This is a genomic window from Micromonospora sp. WMMD1219, from assembly GCF_049315215.1.
GTDB classification, from domain to species: domain Bacteria; phylum Actinomycetota; class Actinomycetes; order Mycobacteriales; family Micromonosporaceae; genus Micromonospora; species Micromonospora tulbaghiae.
In genome coordinates, this window is the sequence record NZ_CP186057.1 from 1,337,863 (window position 1) to 1,358,094 (window position 20,232).

Sequence of the window (20,232 nt, forward strand, 5' to 3'; positions counted from 1 at the left end):
ACAGGCCACAGGCATCGCCTACAACCTACAAGGTGGCAACAAGATCAGGACTTCTGGCCATCGACGGTCGGCCTCGACGTCAGGGAGCCGATAACATCCCGTTCCGGAGCCGACACGTTACGGAGGTCGTCGATGTCTCGGCCAGTCGCGTACCCCGCCGTGGCCGCCCTGGCGACGCTCCTCGTCACGGCGGTTCCGGCCGCTCCGGCGGCGGCTCGCGCACCCACCGGCTGCGCCTCACCGCCCGCGCCGGCCCGCCCGGTGGCGGACCAGCCGTGGCCGCAGCAGCGGTACGCCCCGGACCGGCTCACCCCGCTCGCGACGGGCGCCGGGATCGTGGTCGCGGTGGTCGACTCGGGAGTGGACCGGTCCCACCCGCAGCTGGCCGGCCGGGTTCTCGACGGCGCCGACTTCCTCGACCGGGGCGGGGACGGCACCCGGGACTGCGCCGGCCACGGCACCGGGGTGGCGAGCATCATCGCCGCCGCGCCGCAGCCCGGCGTCGCGTTCCGCGGCCTCGCGCCGGACGCGCGCATCCTGCCGGTACGGGTGAGCGAGCAGCAGGTCGTCGAGGGGCGGGAGTCGGGGCGTACGGTCGACGCGGCCGGGTTCGCCCGGGCCATCCGCTGGGCCGTGGACCAGGACGCCGACGTGCTGAACCTCTCGGTGGTGCTGTACGCGGACGACCCGGCCGTGCGCGCCGCCGTCGCCTACGCGGTCCGGCGGGACGTGGTCGTGGTGGCCGCCGCCGGGAACCTGCACGACAACGGTGATCCCCGGCCCTATCCGGCGGCGTACGACGGGGTGCTCGGCGTCGGCGCGATCGGGCGGGACGGGACACGCTCGGCGTTCTCCCAGACCGGCTCGTACGTGGACGTGGTCGCCCCGGGGAGCGAGGTGCTGATGGCGGCACCCCGGTCGGGGCACCAGCGGGCGGAGGGGACCAGCTACGCCACTCCGTTCGTGGCGGGTACGGCGGCGCTGCTGCGCCAGTACCGGCCCCGGCTGCGCGCGGACGAGGTGGCCGGTCGGATCGTGGCCGCCGCCGACCCGGCGCCGGGGCGGGACGCGGGTTACGGCGCGGGGGTGCTCAACCCGTACCGGGCGGTGACCGAGTCGGCCGGCGCGACCGATTCCCGCCCTCGGCCGGGAGTGGCGCTTCCCGCCGACCGGCCCGATCCGGCCGCGCTGGCCCGCCAGTCCCGCCGGGACTCGGCCCGGGACCGGGCGCTGCCGGCCGCCGCCGTCGCGGGCGGGGCGGTGGCACTGGTGGCGGCGCTCGCCCTGGTGCTGCCGCGCGGCGCGCGCAGGCGCTGGCGCGCGGCCGGCCCGGCGGCTCCGAGATGACCGGCGGTCACGTGCGACGCCGCGCGGCCCGGGTCACCTGCCCGGGCCGCGCGGCGTCGGCTCACTGGAACAGGTTGGCGTTGCGCTTCTCGGTGTCGAGGTAGTCGGTCGCGGAGTCCGCCACCGCGAGCTTGATGTCACGCAGCATCGCCTGGAGATCCTGGGAGGCGGCCCGCCACCGGGACTGCCGCACCTCGTACGCCTCGCGGGCCTCGCCGTTCCAGCTCGCCACCAGCGGGGCGGCGTCGCGTTCGAGCTGACCGAGCTGGCTCTCCAGCGTGGACAGCGCCCGTTGGATGTCGGCGCCCGCCTGTTGCAGGGCGGCGAAGTTGACGACCAGCACACCGTGCTCCATGGATTCGATCCTTCCGGTTGTCAGAGCGGCAGCTGGATGCCGCGGTTGGTGCCCGCCACCCGGCCGGCGGCCTCGGTGTCGGAGACGTCGTACTGCCGGCCCGCGGTGCGGATCGCGTTGGCGGTCTCGCGCAGCGCCCGGTGAAGGGCGGCCTGGTCCTGCGCCCACTGCTGCTTGACCTGGGCGAACGAGCGCCCACCGGCACCCCGCCAGGCCTGCTGCAACACCTCCAGCTCGGCCATCAGGCCGCTGAGCATGGTCTGGAGCGACTGGTCGACCTGCTCGAACTTCGCGGCGGTCTGCTGCATCACAGCGGCTTCTGCCTGGGTCTGGGACATCCCGGACGTCACCTCGTCTCCTCGGTCGTGGCTGGTCACCGTGTGACCACCGTGGACTCGTCGGCGGGGGCCCGGGGCCGGTGGAGGGGGAAGCCCGGCGGCGGCGGACACGCAACTCGACGATTTCGTCGCTGACGGTAGCCGTCCGACTTCGGTTCTGCTACCCCTTCGGGCTCCCCTGTGGACAACTCACCCATTACGATGAGCCACGGCAGCGTCACGCGGAGGTCCGGCGAGGAGGTGCGGTGACCGCCAGCACATCCGAGCGGCCCGCGTCCGTCGCGGTCCGCACGCCACAGTGGACGAGCCGTCCGACGGCACGGCTGCGCCCCGGCCAGATCGTCGCGACCCAGATCGCGGCGGCAGTGCTGATCGCGGCCGTCGGGCGGGGTGTCGTGCCGACGGCCGTCGCGCTGCTGTCGGCGGCCCTGCTGCTGCCCGCCGCGTGGGTGCGGGTGCGCGGCCGCTGGCTCCACGAGTGGCTCGCCACCGCCGCCGCGTACCTGACCCGGCGGCGCGCGCTGCCACCGGCGGCCGATCCGGCGGCGCTGCTGGCGCTGCTCCGGCCGGGCGCGGTGGTCGGCGCGACGGAGGCGTCCGGTGGGGCGGCCGTGCTGCACGACGCCGACGGGCTGACCGCGTTGCTGGAGCTGGGCGACCCGGACGACCTGCTCGGCGACCACGCGCACGAGCTGCCCTCGCCGTTCGGCCTGCTTCCACCGGCCGGGCCGGACGCTCCCGCGATCCGGCTGCAACTGGTGTTCTCGTCCTCGCCGGCACCCGCGCCCGCTGTGGCCGGCGGTCCGGCCGGGACGTCGTACCGCCAGCTCACCGACGGGCGGGTGGCCGGGCGGGCGCGCGTGGTGCTGGCCGTCCAGGTGCTGCGCGCCGACGGCTGGCCGGACGAGGACCTGCTGCGGGCGTTGTCCGGCACCCTGCGGCGGCTCGCCCGCCGGCTCGGCCCGCTCAGCGCCCGGCCGCTGGGTGGCGACGCGGCGTCGCGGGTGATCGCCGAACTGGCCCACCACGAGCCCGGCGCCCCGGTGCGGGAGACCTGGCCCCAGCTCACAGTGGGTGGCCTGACGCAGGCCACCTGGCGACTGCGCCGGTGGCCGGATCCGCGCGGCGAGGCGGCGCGACGGCTGGTGGGCCGGTTGCTCGCGCTGCCGGCCACCGCCACCACAGTCGCGCTCACGGTCGGTCCGCGCACCGGCACCGCGCCGGTCCCGGCCGATCTTGCGGTACGGGTGGCGGCCGGGAGCGCGGCCGAACTGTCGACGGCGGAACGCACACTGCGCCGGGTCGCCGGTGACGTCGGCGGCGAGTTGCGCCGGATCGACGGTGAGCACCTGGCCGGGCTGGCCGCCACGCTGCCGTTGGCGGTGACCGGTGGGGCCGCGGCCGGGTCGCCCCCGCCCGCGCTGGACCTGCCCCCGGCCGCCGCGGGCCTGATGGTGGGCGCGAACCGGCACGGCGCCGCGCTCACCGTCCGGCTGTTCCGGCCGGCCACGACGCGGGTGCTGCTCGTCGGCGGCGTGCCCGCGGCCCAACTGCTCGTGCTGCGGGCGCTGGCGCTCGGCGCGCGCGTGGTGGTGCAGACCGGCCGTCCCCGGTTCTGGGAACCGTTCGTGCGGGGTGTCGGGACGGTCGGCGGCGGCGTACCGCTGCTCCCGCCGGGTCGTCCGGTCGGTGGCGCGCCCGGCTCGCCGCTGCATCCGCTGCTGGTGGTGGTGGACGCCGGCCCGGTGCCGCCGGAGGCCGGACCGGCAGCCGCCTGGCAGTCGGTGCTGGTGGTCCGTGACGAGCTGACCCCGGCCGACACTCCCGCGCTGGCCCGCGCCGACCTGGCGATCCTCCAGCCGCTCGACCCGGACGAGGCCGCGCTCGCGGGCGCGGCGCTGGGCCTGGGCGGCTCCGCGGAGTGGCTGACCCGGATCCGCGACGACATGGTGGCGGTGGTCAACCGGCGGGCCCTGCGCTGGGCGCTGCTCTCGCCCACACCTGTCGAGTCGCAACTGGTCGGTCGTCCGGCCCGGCACTGACGGAACGCGCCGCCGGGCGACTTCCCCTGGTGGTACGGCCGTGGCACGATCCCGGCCATGGATTTCCTGAAGGGTCTTCTGATTCGCGTGGGTTCGACGGCGGTGGCGTTCTGGCTCGCCACCCTGCTCATCCCGGGCATCTCGCTCGACTCCGACTCGGCCACCGAGACGGTGATCACGCTGGTGCTCGTCGCGGTCATCTTCGGCGTGGTGAACGCGGTGCTCCAGCCGATCATCAAGACCGTGGGGTGCGGCTTCTACCTGCTGACCCTCGGCCTGATCGCGCTGGTCGTGAACGGCCTGCTCTTCCTGCTCACCAGCTGGATCGCCGGTGAGGCCGGCCTGCCCTTCCACGTGGACGGGTTCTGGCCGGAGGCGGTGCTGGGCGCGCTCTTCGTCGGCATCGTCACCTGGATCCTCGGCGCCGTCCTCGACCGCGACTGACGCCCGGTCCCGGCCGGTCGCCGCGGCGGCCGGCCGGGACCGCCAGGCCAGCAGTAGGGAATTGGCTGGCGGAAGGGCCCGGTGGCGGTACTAGCCTCGGCCGCGTGTTCACAGTGACCCGCGCGGACGGTTACGAGATCAGCACCGACCCGGACCGGATCGACCTGGACCGGGTGCACGTCTGGCTCGCCACCGACGCCTACTGGGCGCTGGGGCGGGAGCGGGAAACGGTGGCGCGCGCCTTCGCCGGCTCGATCGGCTTCGGCGTCTACCGGCCCGGCGACGGACGGCAGGTGGCGGTCGCCCGCGTGGTCACCGACGGGGCCACGTTCGCCTGGCTCTGCGACGTGTACGTGGACCCGGCCGAGCGGGGTCGCGGGCTGGGCACCTGGCTGGCCGGCGCGGTCCGCGACCACCTGAACGAGCTGGGCGTACGCCGCATCCTGCTGGCCACGCTCGATGCGCACGGGGTCTACGCGAAGATCGGTTTCCGGCCGGTCGCGCCGGATCGGTGGATGGAGCTGGACCAGCGGGTGACGCCGGTCACCGATAAGGACCAGTGCAGCGATCCACCACTTACGGTGGAGCGGTGAACCAGCTCCGGCTCGGCTACCTGTACGGCGTCGGCGCGTACCTGATCTGGGGTTTCTTCCCGATCTACCTGAAGCTGCTGCGCCCGGCCGGGCCGGTGGAGATCCTCGCGCACCGGATCCTCTGGTCGGTGGCGTTCGTGGCGTTGCTGCTGGCCGCGACGCGGCACGCCGGCTTCCTGCGCAAGCTGGCCCGGCGGCCGCGGGCGCTCGCCGGCATCGGGCTCGCCGCCGCGCTGATCGCCGTCAACTGGGGCACGTACATCTACGGCGTGAACTCCGACCGGGTGGTGGAGACGGCGCTCGGCTACTTCATCAACCCGCTGGTGTCGGTGCTGTTCGGCGTGCTGGTGCTGCGGGAACGCCTGCGCCGGGCTCAGTGGGCGGCGCTCGGCGTCGGCGCGCTCGCGGTCGCGGTGCTCACCGTCGACTACGGCCGTCTGCCCTGGCTGGCGCTCACGCTGGCGTTCAGCTTCGCCGGGTACGGCCTGGTCAAGAAGCAGCTCGCGCTGCCCGCCACGGAAGGGCTGTTCGTCGAGTCGGCGGTGCTGGCGCTGCCCGCCCTGGCGTACCTGGGGTGGCTGTCGGCACGCGGTGACTCGACGTTCGGGCACGTGTCGGCCGGGCACACCGCGCTGCTGGTGCTCGCCGGCGCCGCCACCGCGATCCCGCTGCTGCTGTTCGCCGGGGCGGCGAACCGGCTGCCGCTGTCCACTGTCGGCATGCTGCAGTACCTCGCGCCGATCCTCCAGCTCGGCTGCGGCGTGCTGATCTTCCACGAGCCGATGCCGCCGGCCCGGCTGGCCGGCTTCGCCCTGGTCTGGCTCGCCCTGGTGGTCTTCACCGCCGACGCCCTGCGCCACTCCCACCGCACCCGCGCAGCCGCCCGCACCCCCACCCCCGTCCCCACCTCCACCCCCACCCCGTCTCGCTGATCTTGCACTTGCTGCCCCGGCGAAAGGGGCGAACCACCCGCGCCGAGGGCCAAAAGTGCAAGATCAACGGGGAGAGCGGGCGGGAGAGTGAGGGCGACGGGCGGGGTCAGCGGAGGTCGTAGGCCAGGACGGGGGCGTTTGTTCCTCGGAGCAGCTCCAGGCGGACCAGTTCGCCCTTGGTGAAGCGGGTGACGCCGGAGAAGCGCAGGTCGTCCCCGGGAGCGGCGAGCCAGGAGCCGATCTGCTCCGTCGCGCCGTCCGGGCCGTGCGCCACCAGCCGGAACGTGTACGCCTCCCGGTGCCCGGCCCGCCTGTCGTACCCGCAGTGCATGGTGACCTCGGTGCCCCACGGCGTCTCGGTCAGCCCCACCTCGGCGTGCACCGGCACCGTCCCGGCCACCGGCCGCATGGAGGCCAGCGCCACCGGCGGCTTGGACGGCTCGGCGGGCGACTGCACGAGCCCCACCCCGACGCCCGCCAGCACGGCGAGCGCGGCGGCGGCGAGCGCTGTCAGTGCGTACCGTCGGCGGGAGCGGGACCGGTCGCGGCGCTTGCGCTCGCGCGCGGCGTCGAGCAGCGCGGGCACCGGCGACGTCTCCGGCCCGACCTCCAGGAACTGTTCCAGCCCGGCCGGGTCGAGCCGGCCCAGCAGGCCGGGCAGCACGGCGATCTCGGCCACCGCCTCCCGGCACTGCGCGCACCCGGCCAGGTGCCGCTCGTAGGCGACCCGGTCCGCCGGTGCGAGGGCACCGAGCACGTACGCCCCGTCGTCGTGCGCGAACTCGCAGCGTGTCACCCGGTCACCCCCATCTCGGCCAGCGCCAACCGTAGTGAGCGCAGCGCGTAGTGGGTGCGCGACTTCACCGTGCCCGGTGGTACGCCCAGCCGCGCCGCCGCCTCCGCCACCGAACGCCCCTGGTAGAAGCACTCCACCAGCACTTCCCGGTGGGTCGGGCTGAGCCGGTTGAGCGCCTCGGCGACCGTCCACGCCTCCACCGCGCGCTCGGTCTCGTCGACCGTCTCGGCGGTCTCGGGCAGTTCGTCCGTGTAGACCTCGCCGACCCGGGCCGAGCGCCGCCGCCAGGCGTCGATGGCGAGGTTCCGCGCGGTGGTGAACAGCCAGGCGCGTACCGAGCCGCGTCGCGGGTCCAGCGACTCGGGGTGCCGCCAGGCGCGCAGCAGCGTCTCCTGTACGAGATCCTCGGCCCGGGGCCGATCGCCGTTGACCAGCCGCAGGGCGTGCGCGTACAGCGCGTCGGCATGCTCGTCGTGCAGCGCGCGCAGCAGTTGGGCGTCGTGGTCACTGATGGCGGTACCTCGCTTCCGGCGGCGGGGAAACCGGCGATGCGTTCGCCCTTCCATACGTGCCGTGACGCCGAACGGTTCATCCGCAGGTCAGCGCGGAGCTGTTCACGTCCGGTTCAGGTCCGGGCCGATCGCCGCTCACCGTGCCCTGGCAGCGTCCGGCGGGTGAGCGCGCGAGCCGATCACCCGCGCGCCTTCCGACGTTGAGATCAGGAGGCTCCACCACATGAGCGACCGGCCTCGCCTGCTTCCGCTGCTCGGTGGCACCCGCCACGGCAGCCGCGACGCGATGACCTGTCTGTACCGGTGCGGCAACGCGTGTGACCACCCGGTGCCGAACCCGACCGACAACCCGTACTTCGGGGACGTGGTCGGCACCGAGATCTCCCGGCGCGGCGTGGTCCGGGCCGGCGCGGTCGGCGCGCTGGTGCTCGGCTTCGGCGGCGCCGCCGCGGGCGCGCTGGCCGGCGCCGCGCCGGCCGCCGCCGCGCCCGCCGCCCCGCCGGTTCCCGGCGGCGGCGAGGTGCCGCCCGCCGGGGCGGGCCGTCCGGGCAGCGGCGCGCTGACGTTCAAGCCGATCCCGCCGAACAAGCTCGACACCCTCGTGGTCCCCAACGGGTACGACCACTCCGTCGTGATCCGCTGGGGTGACGAGGTCGTGCCCGGCGCACCCGCGTTCGACCTGGACCGGCAGACCGCAGTCGCCCAGTCGAAGCAGTTCGGCTACAACAACGACTTCGTCGGCGTGCTGCCGATCGACCGTCGGCGCGCGCTGCTCGTGGTGAACCACGAGTACACCAACGAGGACCTGATGTTCCCCGGCTTCACCGGCCAGGACGCGCTCACGGTCGAGCAGGTGCGGGTGGCGATGGCCGCGCACGGCATGTCAGTGGTGGAGCTGGAGCGGGTGGAGAACACCGGGCAGTGGCGGCCGGTACGGCGTGGCCGGCGCGAGTACAACCGCCGGGTCACCGCGCTGGCCACGAAGTTCGAGCTGACCGGCCCGGCCGCCGGCTCGGCGTGGCTGCGTACCGCCGCCGACCCGAAGGGCCGGACCGTGATCGGCACGCTCAACAACTGTGCCGGTGGCGTCACCCCGTGGGGCACTGTGCTCTCCGGCGAGGAGAACTTCAACCAGTACTTCGTCGGCGGCGACGGCGCGCCGGAGGAGCAGAAGCCGAAGCTGGCCCGGTACGGCATCCCGACCGACGTGCGCCACCCGAGCGGCAGCCGCAAGTGGGAGCGGGCGGACGAGCGCTTCGACCTGGCCCGGCACCCCAACGAGGCGAACCGGTTCGGCTGGGTCGTCGAGATCGACCCGTTCGACCCGCAGGCCAAGCCGCGCAAGCACACCGCGCTGGGCCGGTTCAAGCACGAGGGCGCGAACGTCATCGTGGCGCGCAACGGCCGGGTGGTCGCGTACATGGGCGACGACGAGCGCTTCGACTACCTCTACAAGTTCGTCTCGGACAAGAAGTTCATGCCGGGGAAGTCCTCGGTGGCGCGGCGGCACAACCTGACGCTGCTGGAGTCGGGCACGCTCTACGTCGCGAAGATCGAGGGCGACAGCCCGGCCGCCGAGATCGACGGTTCCGGCACGCTCCCGGCCGACGGCGGCTTCGGTGGCCGCGGCCGCTGGATCAAGCTGGTCAGCGGCAACCGCTCGTACGTCGACGGCATGACCGCCGCGGACGTGCTCACCTTCACCCGGCTGGCCGGGGACAAGGTCGGCGCGACGAAGATGGACCGGCCCGAGGACGTCGAGCCGAGCCTGCTCACCGGCAAGGTCTACGTGGCGCTGACGAACAACAGCGACCGCGGCAAGGCCGGCAAGGCGCCCGCCGACGAGGCGAACCCGCGCAACAGCAACAAGCACGGGCAGATCCTGGAGCTGGTCGAGGACCGCGGCGACAACACCGCCGAGACCTTCGCCTGGTCGCTGCCGATCGTCTGCGGCGACCCGGCCGACGCGTCGACCTACTTCGCCGGGTACGACAAGACGAAGGTCTCCCCGATCTCCTGCCCGGACAACGTCGCCTTCGACGCCACCGGCAACCTGTGGATCTCGACCGACGGCAACGCGCTGGGCAGCAACGACGGCCTGTTCGCCACCGCCGTCGAGGGGCCGGAGCGGGGCCACCTGAAGCAGTTCCTCACCGTGCCGCTCGGCGCGGAGACCTGCGGCCCGTTCATCACCGGTGACAACCGTTCGGTCTTCGTGGCGGTACAGCACCCGGGCGAGGTCACCGGCGCGTCGGTGGAGAACCCGGCCTCCACCTGGCCGGACGGCGACTTCGCCAAGCCCGGCGTGGTGGTCACCTGGCGCCTCGACGGCGGCCCGGTCGGTAGCTGACCCACCCCGGGGGCGGTCCGGCGCTGGACCGCCCCGCGAGGGGCCGCCGACCCACCAGGTCGGCGGCCCTTCGTCAGTTCTCGGAGGCGACCCCGTCCGCGACGGCACGCGGCTCGTCAGTTCTCCGAGGCGATCCCGTCGGCGATGGCCCGCGCGGCGGTGAGCAGCTTGGCGCGGACCACCCGGGCCGAGGTCATCATCTCGCCGGCCGGCAGCGCGCACGCCAGCACGACCCGGCGCTCGATGTCCTTGTCCGGGCTGACGAGCACCGCGGCACACGCCACGCCCTGCCGGAACTGCCCGAGTTCGAGCTGCATGCCGCGACGGTCACCGGCGGCCAGGTCCGCCTCGAACGCCTCGACGGTGGTGAGGGTGGCGGTGGTGAACGGGCGCATGCCGTACTCGCGCAGGTAGCGGAAGCGCTGTTCGGTGGTGAGCGTGGCGAGCAGGCTCTTGCCCAGCGCGGTGGCGTGCGCGCCCTCGTCGAAGCCCGGCACCAGGTCTTCCATGTAGGGCGAGCGCGGCCCTTCGGCGGACGCGGTCACCGCCACCTGTCCGCCGACGAAACGGCCGAGGTAGTGGCTCCAGCCGGTGTCGGTCGCCGCGCGGCGCAGCGCCTCGCCCACCGCCGGCGGCCCCCGGAACGCGGTGACCAGCTCGCGGTAGCGGTCGGCCACCTCCAACCCCACGATGTACGTCCCGTCCTCGCGCCGGATCACGTAGCCCTCGTACGCGAGCGTGCGCACCAGGTGGTAGGTGGTGGCGACGGTCAGCTCGCAGCGCCGGGCGATCTGCTTCACGGTGAGCCCTCTCGGCGCACGGCCGACCGACTCGAGCACTCGAAGCGCGCGGGACACGCTACGGATCAGGTCCGAGGGTTCCGCCAAGGGGTCGCGCACAACCACCTCCGCCGCCGGGGACTTACACCATATGAAAAACCGGCCGAGTGCGAAATGCCTGTTCGGATGGAGGATGCCAGAAGACCGGACACAGACCGTGTGCCGACGGACACGATGAGCAGCCAAAACGTTCCGGCGTAAGGTGTGCTCGCGATGACCGAAACTGTTTCGCGAACCGACCCGCCGAAGGCCCGACACGCCGTCTCCGTGGGCGCGGGCGCCACCCTCACCACGATCGTGTGCGTTCTGCCCGTCTTCCTGGTCGGCGGTCTCGCCGTACAGCTCGCGGACGAACTCCGCTTCAGCCCGGCCGGGCTGGGCCTGGCCGTCTCGATCTACTTCGGCGTGAGCGCGCTCGCCTCGGTGCCCTCCGGCGCCCTGGTCGAGCGCTTCGGCCCGGCCCCGGTCGCCCGGGCCGCCATCCTGCTCTCCGCCGCCTCGCTGCTGGCAGTGGCCGGGCTGGCCCGGTCGTACCCGGTCCTGGTGGCGCTGCTGGCCCTCAGCGCCGCCGCCAACGCCCTCGGGCAGCTCGCCAGCAACGCGGCGCTCGCCGAGCACGTACCCGCCCACCGGCAGGGCCTCTCGTTCGGTGTGAAGCAGGCCGCCGTACCGGCCGCCACGCTGCTGGCCGGTCTGGCGGTCCCCACTGTCGCGCTCACCGCCGGCTGGCGCTGGGCCTTCGTGGCCGCAGCGGTGGCCGCGCTGGCCGTGCTGCCGGCCGTACCCCGGGCCGGGCGGGACCGGCGGGCCCGGACCGCCTCCGGCCGTCGCAACGGTGGCACCGGCCCGCTCGTGGTGATCGGGCTGGCCGCGACGCTCGCGGCGGCCGCGGCGAACGCCCTCGGCACGTTCCTGGTGGACTCGTCGGCGGCGCGCGGCCTCTCCCCCGGCCTGGCCGGCCTGACGCTGACCCTGGGCAGCGTGGTGTGCGTGCTCGCCCGGGTGGGCCTCGGCTGGCTGGCCGACCGGCGCACCAGCGGGCACGTCGGACTGATCGCCGGAATGCTGCTGACCGGCTCGATCGGCCTGATCCTGCTCGCGGTGGCCGGTTCGGCACCGCTGGTCGCGGGCGTGGTGCTCGGCTTCGGTCTCGGCTGGGCCTGGCCGGGGCTGATGAACTTCGCCGTGGTCCGGCTCCACCCGCAGGCACCGGCCGCCGCCACCTCGATCACCCAGACCGGCGTGTACGCGGGCGGCTGCCTGGGACCGCTCGGCCTGGGCGCGCTGGCCGGCGCGGCGGGCTACCCGGCGATGTGGCTGACGGCCGCCGCGGCGATGCTCCTGGCCGCCTTCCTGATGCTGCTCGGCGCCCGCCTCCTACGCCCCACCCCCACCCCCACCTGACCGCCGTCCCGCCCCGCCCCGCCCGACCCCTCCCGTCGATCATGAGGTTGGCGGCGCGACACGCCGTCCCCGAGCCCGTCAACCTCATGATCGACGGGGCGGCCGGGGCGGCAGGCGGTGCGGTGGGGTGGGGTGGGGAGGGGGTCAGCTGGTGCGGTCGGCGATGTAGTCGCAGAGGGACTCCAGCGCGCGACGCGCCGGGCCCTCGGGGAGCGGGGCCAGCCGGGCCCGTGCGTCCTCGGCGTAGCTGCGCACCGTCTCCCGGGCCCGCTTGAGCGCCGGGGACTCCCGCAGCAGGCCCAGCGCCTCGGCGTGCAGCGCGTCGTCCACCAGCGGGCCGGTGGCCAGGATCTCGCGCAGCCGTACGCTCGCCGCGTCCGCGTCGTCGGAGGCCATCGCGTAGAGCACCGGCAGGGTGGGTACGCCCTCGCGCAGGTCGGTGCCGGGCGTCTTGCCGGACTGGACCGACTCGCTGGCGATGTCCAGCAGGTCGTCGGAGAGCTGGAACGCGACGCCGATGATCTCGCCGTACTCGGCCAGGGCCTCGACGTGCTCGGGCGACGCGCCGCCGAACATGCCGCCGAAGCGGGCCGACGTGGCGATCAGCGAGCCGGTCTTCTCGGCGATCACGTGCAGGTAGTGCGCGACCGGGTCGGTGTCGCGCGGGCCGACCGTCTCGGCGATCTGGCCGTGCACCAGGCGGGCGAACGTGCGCGCCTGGAGGCGTACCGCCTCGGGGCCCAGGTCGGCGGCGATGTCCGCGGCCCGGGCGAAGAGGTAGTCGCCGACCAGGATGGCGACCGAGTTGGTCCAGCGGGAGTTGGCGCTCGGGGCGCCACGCCGCACCGCGGCCTCGTCCATCACGTCGTCGTGGTAGAGCGTCGCCAGGTGGGTGAGCTCCATCACCACGGCGGCGGGGACGACCTGGTCGGCATCCGGGTCGCCGAACTGCGCGCCGAGCGCCACCAGAAGCGGACGGAACCGCTTGCCGCCGGCCTCGACCAGGTGCCGGGAAGCCTCGGTCACCAGCGGGTCGGCGCTCGCCACGCTCGCCCGCAGGCTCGCCTCGACCCGGTCGAGCACGCCCAGCACGGAGGCTTCGACGCGCGGGTCGGCGAGGTGCAGGCCGAGCGCGCCGAACTGACCTGAACGCTCGCCAGCCGGGTTCGCCACGTCCTCAACCATGCCACACCCGTTCGACCTGCTCGTCGACGGGGATACGGGCCGGGGGCCGGTACGCCACGGCGTACCGGCCCCCGGTGGGATCACGTCTGTCATCTGACGAATTCGGCGGCACCGGTGGTCAGGTCGAGCAGCGGGCCGGGCACCACGCCGAGGACCAGCGTGGCGAGCACGCCGATGACCAGGGCGGCCGAGGTGAGCGCGCCCGGCACGGTCACCGTCGGGGTGGACTCGCCCGGCTCGGACAGCCACATCATCACCACGACCCGCAGGTACGGGAAGGCCAGCACCATGCTGGTCAGCACGCCGGCGATCACCAGCCACGCCTGGTTCGCCTCCAGGGCCGGGCCGAAGACCGCGAACTTGCTGGTGAAGCCGCTGGTCAGCGGGATACCGGCGAAGGCCAGCAGGATGAACGTGAAGATCGCCGCGAAGAACGGCGAGCGGCGGCCCAGCCCGGCCCAGCGGGACAGGTGGGTGGCCTCCCCGTCGGCGTCGCGAACGAGCGTCACCACGGCGAACGCGGCGAGCACCGAGAAGCCGTACGCGGCCAGGTAGAACATGGTGCCGGAGAGCCCTTCACGGCTCGGCGCCAGCACGCCGACGAGCAGGTAACCGGCGTTCGCGATCGACGAGTACGCCAGTAGGCGCTTGATGTCGGTCTGGGTGACCGCCAGCACCGCGCCGACCAGCATGGTCAGCACCGCGATCGCGCCGAGCACCGGGGTGAAGTCCCAGGACGCCCCGGCGAACGCGACGTGGAAGACGCGCAGCAGCGCACCGAACGCGGCGACCTTGGTGCAGGCCGCCATGAAGCCGGTGACCGGGGTCGGCGCTCCCTGGTAGACGTCCGGCGTCCAGACGTGGAACGGCGCGGCGGCGGCCTTGAACAGCAGGCCGATGGCGAGCAGCGCCATGCCGGCGAACAGCAGCACCGGGCTGGACGGCGACTCGGTGACCGCGGCGTGCACGGTGGCGAAGTCGACGCCGGCCGCGCGGCCCGGGATCCCGGAGGTGAAGCCGTAGATCAGGGCGACACCGAACAGGAAGAACGCCGAGGCGTACGCGCCGAGCATGAAGTACTTCAGCGCCGCCTCCTGGCTCAGCAGACGCCGGCGGCGGGCCAGCGCGCAGAGCAGGTAGAGCGGCAGGGAGAAGACCTCCAGCGCGACGAACATGGTCAGCAGGTCGTTCGCCGCCACGAAGATCAGCATGCCGCCGATCGCGAACGACATCAGCGGGTAGACCTCGGTGGCGCCACCGACACCCTCGGCCTGCCGCCGGTCCTCCGCCGACTCGGCGGTGACAGCGGCGTGCGCCACGAACGCGCCGCCCCGCTCGACAGTGCGCTCGCCGACGAGCAGCAGCGCCATCACGGCGAGCACCAGGATGGCGCCCTGCAGGAACAGCGTCGGGCCGTCGATCGCGATGGCGCCGCCGATGGTGATCAGCCGGTCGTCGGCGTTCAGGATCACCATGACGATCGCGGCGAGCATCGCCACCAGGGCGAGCCCGAGCTGCACCGCGTTGCGCAGGCGGCGCGGTACGAACGCCTCGACCAGGACCCCGAGCAGCGCCGCGCCCAGCATGATCAGGATCGGAGCGAGCGCCCCGTAGTCGATCGACGGCAGCCTCAGTTCACTCACTTCGCAGCCTCCTGGACGCTGCCGACCTCAGGGGCGGGATCGGACTTGCCGACGTCCTGCATGGTCGCCTGGACGGCGGGGTTGATGACATCGGTGACCGGCTTGGGATAGAAGCCGAGCAGCACGATCAGCGCGATCAGCGGCGCGACGACCACCTTCTCGCGCAGGGTGAGGTCGCGGCGCATGCCCTCGACCTCGGTCAGCGCCGGGTTCAGCGTGCCCTGCGTGGTGCGCTGCACCATCCACAGCACGTACGCCGCCGCCAGGATGATGCCGAGCGTGGCGATCACCGCGACCGGCTTGTTGACGGTGAACGTGCCGATCAGCACCAGGAACTCGGAGACGAACGGCGCGGTACCGGGCAGCGCCAGCGAGGCGAGACCGGCGAAGAAGAGCACACCGGCCAGCACCGGCACCAGCTTGCCCGCGCCGCCGAAGTCGCTGATCAGCGCCGAGCCGCGCCGGGCGATCAGCATGCCGACCACCAGGAACAGCAGGCCGGTGGCCAGGCCGTGGTTGAGCATGTAGAGCACCGCGCCGGTGCCGGCCTGGGTGGTGAACGCGAAGATGCCGACGCCGATGAACCCGAAGTGCGCGATCGAGGTGTACGACACCAGCCGCTTCAGGTCGTTCTGGCCGACCGCCAGCAGCGCCGCGTAGATGATGCCGATGACGCCGAGCGCGAGCGCCCACGGCGCGAACCAGCGCGACGCCTCCGGGAACAGCGGGAGGCAGTAGCGCAGGATGCCGAACGTGCCGACCTTGTCCAGCACGCCGACCAGCAGCGCGGCGGCACCGGCCGGGGCCGCGCCACCGGCGTCCGGCAGCCAGGTGTGGAACGGGAAGAACGGCGCCTTGATCGCGAAGGCGACGAAGAAGCCGAGGAACAGCCAGCGGGCCGTGTCGGTGGCGAACTCGGCCTGGCTCAGCGCCTGCCAGTCGAAGGTCTTCCCGCCGACCACCCAGAGGCCGATCACCGCGGCCAGCATGAACAGACCGCCGACCAGCGAGTAGAGGAAGAACTTCACCGCCGCGTACTGCCGCTGGTGGCCGCCGTAGCTGCCGATCAGGAAGTACATCGGCACCAGCATGACCTCGAAGAACACGTAGAACAGGAAGACGTCGGCGGCGGCGAAGACGCCGATCATCGTGCACTCGAGGACGAGCAGCAGCGCGAAGTACGCGGGCACCGAGCGCTTCGACGCCTCGGCGTCGTGCCAGGACGCCAGGATCACCAGCGGCACCAGGATCGCGATCAGCATCAGCATGACCAGCGCGATGCCGTCCACCTCGAAGGTGAAGTTCACGCCCCAGTTCGGGATCCACGGGTACGACTCGCGGAACTGGAACCGGTCACCGCCGGCGGAGAAGGCGAACCACATCACCACCGACAGCACCAGCACCAGCAGCGACCAGCCGAACGCGACCAGCTTGGCCAGGTCCGGGCGGCTGCGGGGCAGCAGTGCCACCACCAGGGCGCCGACCAGCGGCGCCACGGTCAGCACCGAGAGGAACGGGAAGTTGGACATTATTCGGCCTTACCTCCGTCGTGACTGCGTGGCCCGCCGGCGGGGGCGGCCGCGTTGAGGTCGATCACGCCAGCCACCCCGCCTGCACCGCCAGGAACGCCGCCACCACGAGCAGCGCACCGGTCAGGATCGAGGTCGCGTACGACCGCACGAAGCCGGTCTGGAGCCGCCGGAGCCGGCCCGAGCCCCCGCCCACGGCGGCGGCCAGGCCGTTGACCAGCCCGTCGACGCCCCGGTTGTCGAGGAACACCAGCGCCCGGGTGAGGAAGATGCCCGGCTTCTCGAAGACCGCCTCGTTGAAGGCGTCCGTGTAGAGGTTCCGGCGCGCGGCGGTTACCACCACGCCGGCCGGCTGCGGCTCGGTGGCCGTACCGGAGCGGAACAGGAACCAGGCCAGCCCGGCGCCCAGCACGGTGACCAGCAGCGACAGCGCGGTGAGCAGCCAGTGCGCCAGCACCGGCGCGTGCTCCCCGCTCTCGGCGCCGAGCCCGTTGGTGGCGGTGAGCCAGTCCGGCACGGAGGTGGCGAGCAGGAAGCCCGCGCCGACCGAGCCGATCGCCAGCAGGATCAGCGGAATGGTCATCAGCTTCGGCGACTCGTGCGGGTGCTCGATGTCCTCGGTCCAGCGCTTCGGGCCGTGGAACGTGAGCACGAACAGCCGCGTCATGTAGAACGCGGTGAGCCCGGCGCCGAGCAGCGCGGCCATGCCGAACAGCCAGGCCGTCCAGCCCTCCCGCTCGAACGCGGCCACGATGATCGGCTCCTTGGAGAAGTAGCCGGAGAACGGGAACATGCCGATGATGGCGAGCCAGCCCATCATGAACGTCAGCCAGGTGACCTTCATGTACTTGGACAGCCCGCCGAAGCGGCGGATGTCCACCTGGTCGTTCATGCCGTGCATGACCGAGCCGGCGCCGAGGAACATGTTGGCCTTGAAGAAGCCGTGCGCCAGCAGGTGCACGATGGCCAGCGCGTACGCGGCACCGCCGAGGCCGACGCCCAGGAACATGTAGCCGATCTGGCTCACCGTCGACCAGGCCAGCACGCGCTTGATGTCGTCCTTGGCCGCGCCGATGATGCAGCCCATCAGCAGCGTGAGCGCGCCGACGCTGACCACCACGAGCTGGAGCGTCTCGTTGGCCGAGAAGATCGCGTTGGAGCGGGCGATCAGGTAGACGCCCGCGGTGACCATGGTGGCCGCGTGGATGAGCGCGGACACCGGGGTCGGGCCCTCCATCGCGTCCGGCAGCCACGCCTGGAGCGGGAACTGGCCGGACTTGCCGGCCGCGCCGAGCAGGAGCAGCAGGCCGAGCACCAGCACGGTGGTCGAGGTCAGCGAGCCGACCCCGTTGAACACCTCGTCGTACTGGGTGGTGCCGAGCATGGCGAACATGATGAAGATGCCGATGGCCAGGCCGGCGTCGCCGACCCGGTTCATCAGGAACGCCTTCTTGCCGGCGGTGGCGGCGCTGGGCCGGCCGTACCAGAAGGAGATCAGCAGGTACGACGCCAGGCCGACGCCCTCCCAGCCGAAGTAGAGCATCACGTAGTTGTTGCCGAGCACCAGCAGGAGCATGGCGGCGACGAACAGGTTGAAGTACGCGAAGAACAGCCGCCGGCCCGCGTCGTGCGCCATGTACTCCACGGCGTAGAGGTGGATCAGGAAGCCCACCCCGGTGATCAGCAGGACGAAGACCGCGGCCAGCGGGTCGAAGAGCAGACCGAAGTCCACCTTCAGGTTGCCGACCGCCATGAAGTCCCAGAGGCTCAGCTCGACCTGCTTGTTCTCCAGCCCGCGGAGCTGGAAGAAGTAGGTGAGCCCGAGCACGAAGGCGGCGCCGATGGCGCCCACGCCCAGCCAGTGGCCCCAGCGGTCGGCCCGCTTGCCGAGCAGCAGCAGGATCGCCGCGCTGACCAGCGGGATCGCCACCAGCAGCCAGACACTGCCCAGCATCCCGTCCGCCGTGGCGAAGGTGACGGCTTCGGCTGGCTCAGACTGGGCGATCGTCAGAATCTGTTCCACCACGAGCCCCTCAGTACTTCAGCAGGTTGGCGTCGTCGACGCTGGCCGAGCGCCGGGTCCGGAAGATCGCCATGATGATCGCGAGCCCGACCACGACCTCGGCCGCCGCCACCACCATCACGAAGAACGCCATGATCTGGCCGTTCAGGTCGCCGTTGATCCGGCTGAACGTGACCAGGGTCAGGTTGGCCGCGTTGAGCATCAGCTCGATGCACATGAACAGCACGATCGCGTTGCGCCGGACCAGCACGCCCACGGCGCCGATGGTGAACAGCACCGCCGCGAGGATGAGGTAGTAGTCCGGGGTCACCGTGCCAGCCTTTCGTTCGCGACTGCGGGGCTCCGCTTCGCTGCACTCCTCGCGCTCACGGGTGCCAGCCTTTCGTTCGCGACTGCGGGGCTCCGCTTCGCTGCACTCCTCGCGCTCACGGGTGCCAGCCTTTCGTTCGCGACTGCGGGGCTCCGCTTCGCTGCACTCCTCGCGCTCACCGATCAGTCCCCTTCGGTGCGGTCTCCTCGGCCGTCAGCTCGCGCACCGGCATGATCTCCGGGATGCTGCGGTCGGTCAGCCGGCCGTCGGGCAGACGGGCCGGGGTGGCCACCGAGGAGGACGTGGCGTAGACACCCGGGCCGGGCTTCGGTCCGGGGTAGTTGCCGGGGCGGAACCGCGCCTTCATGGTGGCGATCTGGTCCATCCGGTCCGCCTTGCGCCGCTCCACGTGCGCCAGCACCATCGCGCCGACGGCGGCGGTGATCAGCAGCGCCGAGGTCAGCTCGAAGGCGAAGACGTACTTGGTGAACAGCAGCCGGGCGATGCCCTGGACGTTGCCCTCGCCGTTGGCCTGGTCGAGCCCGACCGCCTGGACGCCGTCGAGCGCGCGGTAGAGGCCGGTGCCCACCAGGCCGGCGAAGCCGAGCCCGAGGACCACGGCGGCGACCCGCTGGCCGCGCAGCGTCTCGATGAGCGAGTCGGACGCGTCCCGGCCGACCAGCATCAGCACGAACAGGAACAGCATCATGATCGCGCCGGTGTAGACGATGATCTGCACCATGCCGATGAACGGCCCGGCCTGGAGCACGTAGAACACGCCCAGGCAGAGCATGGTCAGCACCAGCCAGAGCGCGGAGTGGACCGCGTTGCGGGCCCACACCATGCCGACCGCCCCGAGCAGGGCCAGCGGGGCGAGGATCCAGAAGGTGACCTCCTCACCCCCGGACACCTGTCCCGCCGCGGCGAGCACCGTTGCCGAGGTCATGCCTTGCCTCCCTTGCCCGCCGCGGCGGCGGACCGCTGCTCGGCCTGCTCGGCGCCGGGGAAGGTCACGCCCGGGTGCTCCTCCACGTGGTACCGGCCGGGGCCCATCGGCGAGCGCTCGGCGCCGGCCGAGGTACCCGGGTTGGTGAGCGCGCCGACGTAGTAGTCCTTCTCGCTGTCGCCCAGCCGCATCGGGTGCGGCGGCTGCTCCATGCCTTCGAGCAGCGGCGCGAGCAGCTGCTCCTTGGTGAAGATCAGGTCCTGCCGGTTGTCCCGGGCCAGCTCGTACTCGTTGCTCATGGTGAGCGAACGGGTCGGGCAGGCCTCGATGCAGAGCCCGCAGAAGATGCACCGGGCGTAGTTGATCTGGTAGGTGCTGGCGTACCGCTCACCCGGGGAGAAGCGCTGCTCCTCGGTGTTGTCGCCACCCTCCACGTAGATCGCGTCGGCCGGGCAGGCCCAGGCGCACAGCTCGCAGCCGATGCACTTCTCCAGCCCGTCCGGGTGCCGGTTGAGGATGTGCCGCCCGTGGTAGCGCGGCGCCGAGACCGGCGGCTTGAACGGGTAGTCGGTGGTGACGACCTTCTTGAACATGTGCGAGAAGGTGACACCGAAGCCCTTGAACGTTCCGGTGATCGCGCCCAC

At 72.6% G+C, this 20,232-nt stretch carries 19 protein-coding genes; 7 read left to right on the forward strand and 12 right to left on the reverse strand.

Translation table 11 applies throughout. From position 1 onward, the window contains the following. The first annotated feature begins 132 nt into the window (after positions 1-132). Positions 133-1,347, forward strand: a complete 1,215-nt coding sequence (gene mycP, locus ACN27C_RS06350; RefSeq protein ID WP_422750701.1) for a type VII secretion-associated serine protease mycosin — start codon at positions 133-135, stop codon at positions 1,345-1,347. Between the two features lie 61 nt (positions 1,348-1,408). Here the strand turns inward: mycP and ACN27C_RS06355 are convergent, their stop codons facing one another. Together ACN27C_RS06355 and ACN27C_RS06360 are read right to left on the reverse strand one after the other, a co-directional pair. Beyond that, entirely contained in the window at positions 1,409-1,702 is a 294-nt protein-coding gene (locus ACN27C_RS06355; RefSeq protein ID WP_120572062.1) for a WXG100 family type VII secretion target, read from the reverse strand. A 20-nt stretch (positions 1,703-1,722) separates the two neighbouring features. Next, entirely contained in the window at positions 1,723-2,040 is a 318-nt protein-coding gene (locus tag ACN27C_RS06360; protein WP_120572063.1) for a WXG100 family type VII secretion target, read from the reverse strand. Positions 2,041-2,285: 245 nt separating this feature from the next. Here ACN27C_RS06360 and eccE point away from each other — a divergent pair, with 245 nt between their 5' ends. From eccE to rarD, 4 genes are all read left to right on the forward strand, one after another. Then, on the forward strand, positions 2,286-4,082 hold the full coding sequence (gene eccE, locus ACN27C_RS06365; protein WP_422750702.1) for a type VII secretion protein EccE: 1,797 nt from the start codon (positions 2,286-2,288) through the stop codon (positions 4,080-4,082). A gap of 57 nt (positions 4,083-4,139) precedes the next feature. Beyond that, positions 4,140-4,526 carry a phage holin family protein gene (locus ACN27C_RS06370; RefSeq protein ID WP_013283623.1) on the forward strand — a complete coding sequence of 129 codons (387 nt, stop codon included), beginning with the start codon at positions 4,140-4,142 and terminating at the stop codon, positions 4,524-4,526. 104 nt (positions 4,527-4,630) lie between these two features. Next, on the forward strand, positions 4,631-5,119 hold the full coding sequence (locus tag ACN27C_RS06375) for a GNAT family N-acetyltransferase (RefSeq protein WP_421499435.1): 489 nt from the start codon (positions 4,631-4,633) through the stop codon (positions 5,117-5,119). After that, positions 5,116-6,051 (forward strand): EamA family transporter RarD, encoded by a 936-nt coding sequence (gene rarD / locus ACN27C_RS06380; RefSeq protein WP_357800677.1) that lies wholly within the window; start codon positions 5,116-5,118, stop codon positions 6,049-6,051. The genes ACN27C_RS06375 and rarD overlap by 4 nt, the downstream gene beginning before the upstream one ends. A gap of 106 nt (positions 6,052-6,157) precedes the next feature. Here the strand turns inward: rarD and ACN27C_RS06385 are convergent, their stop codons facing one another. Beyond that, a complete protein-coding gene (locus ACN27C_RS06385) occupies positions 6,158-6,847 on the reverse strand; it encodes an anti-sigma factor family protein (RefSeq protein WP_357898121.1) in 690 nt (229 codons plus the stop codon). Continuing rightward, positions 6,844-7,413 (reverse strand): sigma-70 family RNA polymerase sigma factor, encoded by a 570-nt coding sequence (locus ACN27C_RS06390; RefSeq protein ID WP_013283619.1) that lies wholly within the window; start codon positions 7,411-7,413, stop codon positions 6,844-6,846. Before ACN27C_RS06390 ends, ACN27C_RS06385 begins: the two co-directional genes overlap by 4 nt. Positions 7,414-7,582: 169 nt before the next feature. Between ACN27C_RS06390 and ACN27C_RS06395 the strand changes: the two genes are divergently transcribed. Beyond that, positions 7,583-9,709, forward strand: coding sequence for a PhoX family protein (locus tag ACN27C_RS06395; RefSeq protein ID WP_422750703.1), 2,127 nt, complete (start codon positions 7,583-7,585; stop codon positions 9,707-9,709). Between the two features lie 116 nt (positions 9,710-9,825). Here the strand turns inward: ACN27C_RS06395 and ACN27C_RS06400 are convergent, their stop codons facing one another. Continuing rightward, the gene (locus tag ACN27C_RS06400) at positions 9,826-10,608 is read right to left on the reverse strand and encodes an IclR family transcriptional regulator (RefSeq protein ID WP_120572069.1); all 783 of its coding nucleotides are present in this window, start codon (positions 10,606-10,608) and stop codon (positions 9,826-9,828) included. Between the two features lie 153 nt (positions 10,609-10,761). On the opposite strand from ACN27C_RS06400, the gene ACN27C_RS06405 reads away from it, so the two are divergent. Next, entirely contained in the window at positions 10,762-11,952 is a 1,191-nt protein-coding gene (locus ACN27C_RS06405) for an MFS transporter (protein ID WP_422750704.1), read from the forward strand. 144 nt (positions 11,953-12,096) lie between these two features. Here ACN27C_RS06405 and ACN27C_RS06410 read toward each other — a convergent pair whose 3' ends face one another. The 7 genes from ACN27C_RS06410 to nuoI all read right to left on the reverse strand — a co-directional run bounded on the left by ACN27C_RS06410 (position 12,097) and on the right by nuoI (position 20,232). Then, positions 12,097-13,137: a polyprenyl synthetase family protein gene (locus tag ACN27C_RS06410; RefSeq protein WP_120572070.1), complete on the reverse strand. Its 1,041-nt coding sequence runs from the start codon at positions 13,135-13,137 to the stop codon at positions 12,097-12,099. Between the two features lie 89 nt (positions 13,138-13,226). Continuing rightward, positions 13,227-14,780, reverse strand: coding sequence for an NADH-quinone oxidoreductase subunit NuoN (gene nuoN, locus ACN27C_RS06415; RefSeq protein ID WP_120572071.1), 1,554 nt, complete (start codon positions 14,778-14,780; stop codon positions 13,227-13,229). Continuing rightward, the gene (locus ACN27C_RS06420) at positions 14,777-16,309 is read right to left on the reverse strand and encodes an NADH-quinone oxidoreductase subunit M (protein WP_013473559.1); all 1,533 of its coding nucleotides are present in this window, start codon (positions 16,307-16,309) and stop codon (positions 14,777-14,779) included. Before ACN27C_RS06420 ends, nuoN begins: the two co-directional genes overlap by 4 nt. A 64-nt stretch (positions 16,310-16,373) precedes the next feature. Further along, positions 16,374-18,335, reverse strand: coding sequence for an NADH-quinone oxidoreductase subunit L (gene nuoL / locus ACN27C_RS06425; protein ID WP_120572073.1), 1,962 nt, complete (start codon positions 18,333-18,335; stop codon positions 16,374-16,376). Positions 18,336-18,342: 7 nt separating this feature from the next. After that, on the reverse strand, positions 18,343-18,642 hold the full coding sequence (gene nuoK, locus ACN27C_RS06430; RefSeq protein ID WP_013283611.1) for an NADH-quinone oxidoreductase subunit NuoK: 300 nt from the start codon (positions 18,640-18,642) through the stop codon (positions 18,343-18,345). Positions 18,643-18,817: 175 nt separating this feature from the next. Then, positions 18,818-19,588 (reverse strand): NADH-quinone oxidoreductase subunit J, encoded by a 771-nt coding sequence (locus ACN27C_RS06435; RefSeq protein WP_120572074.1) that lies wholly within the window; start codon positions 19,586-19,588, stop codon positions 18,818-18,820. Beyond that, positions 19,585-20,232 (reverse strand): NADH-quinone oxidoreductase subunit NuoI, encoded by a 648-nt coding sequence (gene nuoI, locus ACN27C_RS06440; RefSeq protein WP_120572075.1) that lies wholly within the window; start codon positions 20,230-20,232, stop codon positions 19,585-19,587. The genes ACN27C_RS06435 and nuoI overlap by 4 nt, the downstream gene beginning before the upstream one ends.

What these genes read in the sequence shown, in the direction of transcription:
- mycP (WP_422750701.1), top strand. Translation starts at nt 133, where the DNA reads ATGTCTCGGCCAGTCGCGTACCCCGCCGTGGCCGCCCTGGCGACGCTC.
- ACN27C_RS06355 (WP_120572062.1), bottom strand. Translation starts at nt 1,702, where the DNA reads ATGGAGCACGGTGTGCTGGTCGTCAACTTCGCCGCCCTGCAACAGGCG.
- ACN27C_RS06360 (WP_120572063.1), bottom strand. Translation starts at nt 2,040, where the DNA reads ATGTCCCAGACCCAGGCAGAAGCCGCTGTGATGCAGCAGACCGCCGCG.
- ACN27C_RS06370 (WP_013283623.1), top strand. Translation starts at nt 4,140, where the DNA reads ATGGATTTCCTGAAGGGTCTTCTGATTCGCGTGGGTTCGACGGCGGTG.
- ACN27C_RS06390 (WP_013283619.1), bottom strand. Translation starts at nt 7,413, where the DNA reads ATGGAAGGGCGAACGCATCGCCGGTTTCCCCGCCGCCGGAAGCGAGGT.
- ACN27C_RS06395 (WP_422750703.1), top strand. Translation starts at nt 7,583, where the DNA reads ATGAGCGACCGGCCTCGCCTGCTTCCGCTGCTCGGTGGCACCCGCCAC.
- ACN27C_RS06405 (WP_422750704.1), top strand. Translation starts at nt 10,762, where the DNA reads ATGACCGAAACTGTTTCGCGAACCGACCCGCCGAAGGCCCGACACGCC.
- ACN27C_RS06410 (WP_120572070.1), bottom strand. Translation starts at nt 13,137, where the DNA reads ATGGTTGAGGACGTGGCGAACCCGGCTGGCGAGCGTTCAGGTCAGTTC.
- ACN27C_RS06420 (WP_013473559.1), bottom strand. Translation starts at nt 16,309, where the DNA reads ATGTCCAACTTCCCGTTCCTCTCGGTGCTGACCGTGGCGCCGCTGGTC.
- ACN27C_RS06435 (WP_120572074.1), bottom strand. Translation starts at nt 19,588, where the DNA reads ATGACCTCGGCAACGGTGCTCGCCGCGGCGGGACAGGTGTCCGGGGGT.